This is a genomic window from Luteolibacter flavescens (genome assembly GCF_025950085.1).
Lineage (GTDB): Bacteria > Verrucomicrobiota > Verrucomicrobiia > Verrucomicrobiales > Akkermansiaceae > Haloferula > Haloferula flavescens.
In genome coordinates this window covers 1-1,219 of record NZ_JAPDDS010000051.1, presented here as the reverse complement: position 1 = coordinate 1,219, position 1,219 = coordinate 1, and the positions used below count along the sequence as shown (strand labels likewise).

Here is a 1,219-nt window from a genome sequence, read left to right as displayed (position 1 = left end):
GGAGTGCCTTACATGGTTTGCTAGTGACAGACCACACTGACCAGAACATTTCGTCTCCTCAGTAGGCACCAGCTGCCATGAGCAGCTCATCAAGGCTCCAGATGCCCTCGTTGCTTGCCCCGTCTTGTGTAGCATCATTTTGCAGAAGGTTGTCCATTGATTCATCTGAGCTGCTCTCAACATAAGGTAATGGCAAATACTTCATCTCGGGATCGAAGGTGGGCATGTTTTGTGCGAGATTAGGCATGCCATTTCCCTGGGGCACGGCGATACCATAGTTGTTCCTCATTCTCTTTGGCGCTCCACCTGTCAGGTAAGCAGGTTCACCATATGCTGGCATGGCAGCATTAGGAACGAAGACTGAAGTGTAGTCTGGGGTCAGGGTGTCATCCTCCCAACCAAAGTCTGAAGAGCCAAATGAGTTGCTGCTCGTATCAGAGAGCATGTTCATCTCGAATGTCTCAGTGGAAGCAAGAGGTTTGACTGGAGGCATGAGATCAACAGGCTCTGCCGGCTTTGCAGGCACCTTTGCAAGCATTGCAAACAAATCATTGTCTGAACTGTTTAGCTGAAAGAAAGCATCATCGCCACAGGTCTTCAGAGGTGGAGCTAGTTTCTCTTGCTTGGCAGCGTTTTGCTTCAGGGAGAGCTTCTGAGCAACAGCTGGTTCATCAGGAAAGTTGACCTTGGCTTTCTTGCCACGGATCTTGCGGGCTTCAGCGTCATATGCCCTAGCTGCCTCCTCAGCAGTGTTATATGTTCCAAGCCAAACACGGACACCCTTGCTGGGGTCTCGGATTTCAGCTGCCCATTTGCCCCAGGGACGCTGGCGGATCCCCCTGTACTGATTCTTCCTCTTGTGCTTTGCTGATCTAGCAGTAGGTCCATCATGTTGGACAAGCTTTGTAGTCAACATCCCATCTGCAGTTGGGGGCGCCGCCTTGGCCGCGGCACGGACGACGAACCTCGCCGCCGCCGGCGGGGGGACCACCACGACCACGTCGTCGTCGTCCTCCTCCTCCTCGCCGCCGAGGTCGCCTTCGTCGCCGCCGTCGCCGCCCTCGTCCTCAACCTCGCCCACACCCACGAGCGACGCTCCATGATCGTCGGTATCCTCTGCGTCCTCTTCGGCACCGGCATGTACGCCGCCCCCCTCTCCGTCATGAAAATGGTGATCCAGACTAAGAGCGTGGAGTACATGCCCCTTTTCTTGTCCCTG

2 protein-coding genes are annotated in these 1,219 nt (G+C 55.0%); one reads left to right on the top strand and one right to left on the bottom strand.

Features of this window, described 5'->3' with window-relative positions:
• Positions 1 to 58 precede the first annotated feature (58 nt).
• The gene (locus OKA04_RS24955) at positions 59 to 916 is read right to left on the bottom strand and encodes an AP2/ERF family transcription factor (protein ID WP_498049462.1); all 858 of its coding nucleotides are present in this window, start codon (positions 914 to 916) and stop codon (positions 59 to 61) included.
• On the opposite strand from OKA04_RS24955, the gene OKA04_RS24950 reads away from it, so the two are divergent.
• A partial coding sequence (locus tag OKA04_RS24950) for a SemiSWEET family transporter (protein ID WP_498049461.1) occupies positions 890 to 1,219 on the top strand: 330 nt, incomplete at its 3' end. The two genes, OKA04_RS24955 and OKA04_RS24950, sit on opposite strands and share 27 nt — an antisense overlap.